The organism is Thermocladium sp. ECH_B (genome assembly GCA_001516585.1).
In the GTDB taxonomy this organism is placed as follows: Archaea; Thermoproteota; Thermoprotei; order Thermoproteales; family Thermocladiaceae; genus Thermocladium.
The window spans coordinates 1-2,017 of record LOBW01000127.1 but is presented as its reverse complement, the minus strand read 5'-3'; the positions used below and the strand labels follow the sequence as shown (position 1 = coordinate 2,017).

2 protein-coding genes are annotated in these 2,017 nt (G+C 48.5%); both read left to right on the top strand.

Going from position 1 to position 2,017, the window contains the following annotated elements:
• On the top strand, positions 1–1,212 hold the full coding sequence (locus AT710_09650; GenBank protein ID KUO90014.1) for a hypothetical protein: 1,212 nt from the start codon (positions 1–3) through the stop codon (positions 1,210–1,212).
• A gap of 6 nt (positions 1,213–1,218) precedes the next feature.
• Positions 1,219–2,017: ATPase (locus AT710_09645; protein KUO90013.1), on the top strand; the 799-nt coding region annotated here is incomplete at its 3' end.

The window sequence follows — 2,017 nt, the reverse complement described above, 5'->3', positions numbered from 1 at the left end:
ATGCCAGAAATCACGGACATATACATTAGGAGACTTGATGATGGCTTTGTCGTCCATGTGAATCACGAGGAGCTTGGGCTTATGCGCGTAGTCATCGGTTGGGAGCCGTATGAGTTAATCGTTAGGAGGGGCTTGAGGAGGGTGGTCAAGAAGGTAACGCCCAATGACTTCGACGCCATAAGCTACCTCTTTAGGCGCTTCGCCATTAGAATGAAAACACCAATAACCACTCACAACCCAATGCCTGACTTGGTGGATCCGGAGTTTAGGATTAGGATTGCCGTAACCTCAGACCCAATTGGTAGACCTATGCAGTGGGCCTCAATTAGGGTACTCCCGAGGAGACCCAGGTTAATCACTGAATTAATTAGGAACAACATGATTAGCATAGACCAAGCAGCACTATTGTGGCTGCTGGCTGATTACAAGGTCCCCATCTTGTTCGTAGGCCCAATGGGTGCTGGCAAAACAACATTACAAAACGCGATTGCGTTCTTGCTTGTTGATAAGGTGATTGCCCTGGTCATGGACGTAGTCGAGCTGTACTTGCCATTCCATCGGGTTGTTTTGCCGATGCTGGAGAGGAGGGCGTTTGCTAGGGGCATCGAATCGATTGATAAGGTCAAGCTCATAAGCCATGCGTTGAGGTCAGGCGCCGACATTATTTTGGTTAATGAGGCTAGGGAGGACAGTGAATTCAGGGCATTGCTTGAGGCCATGACCCTTGGTCATGGCACAATAACCACATTCCACGCGTATGACTACGAGGATGCGGTTACTAGGCTTAAGGTTAAGGGCTTTATTGATGCCGAGAGGTTTTTGAACGAGGCAGTCGTTGTCGAGGTGGCTTTGACTAAGGAGAATGTTAAGGACGAGAGTGGTATTGTTAGGGTTGTTCATAGGAGGTTTGTTAGGTCCATAAGGAATGCGGATAGGCACATGGAGGTGCTAACTAGGGATTACGGCAAGGACGTTATCGATAAGCAATTGCATTACCGAGTCGAGTTCCTAACCAAGGCGTTGGAGCTGAACCCAACGCCTGAGCAATTAGCGTCTTTGCTGTACGCATTCTACAAGGATCCAGAGGCTATCCTGGCTATGAAACCCTCGGTGGAGGCGGTTGAGACCTTGAACCTGCCCAAGCTCGAACTACCCAGTGAGGTTTTGAGCCTCGATGGTGAGGTTGAGGGGCTTTTTAAACAAAGCCAGTGATTGGTGATGCTGGTTCCTAGGCTGGCCACAATTACATACTTCAGTGGTAGGAAGGGTGGGACTGGTAAGTCCACGATAGCCAGTAACCAAGCCATTGCCCTATCAATGGCATTGAAGACCAACACCGTCCTCATAGACTTCGGCATAGACTCAACACAAACAAGCTCCAGGCTTTTGGGGATTAATCCAGATAGGCCTGGCGCACTGGACTTCATGCTTGGTTTGGTCAAGGACGTGAACCAAGTCCTCGTTAGGAGCAATGTGGTGCCTAGCGTGTTCGTGATACCGCCGGGCTCATTGAAGTCTTGGGATTTGTGGGGTTCTTCGATGAGTGTGAACCAAGCCTTCAATGCGTTGAGGAATCTCGTGATAACAGCCTCTAGGTTGACTAATGCCCAGGTTGTGGTTATTGACTTGCCTGCGTCAATTGATGATGTGGTTGTGATGCCCGCACTCATCAACTCGAACATCATTAACTTGGTCATGGACTACGCGAACTACGCAGACATAGTACTGGCTGAGTTGGATAACAGCATAGTTAGGCCAATGATGGATAAACTTAAGTTGAACCCTATTGTTAATGTTGTCCTAAACAAATTGTTGCCTGGCTTGGACGCTGTGGAGGCTAAGGCTAGGGCTTTTGCACACAATGGTGAGGTGTTTGTACTGCCAACAAGCCCAATCGTGCAGTACCTAACATCAACGCTGAAGCCCTTTGTGTTATATGAACCCAAGGGTTCACTGGAGAGGTACATGAAAGAGTTCAACAGGATGATTAATGAATTAACAAGGCAGGTGAAGGCGC

What these genes read in the sequence shown, in the direction of transcription:
- AT710_09650 (KUO90014.1), top strand. Translation starts at nt 1, where the DNA reads ATGCCAGAAATCACGGACATATACATTAGGAGACTTGATGATGGCTTT.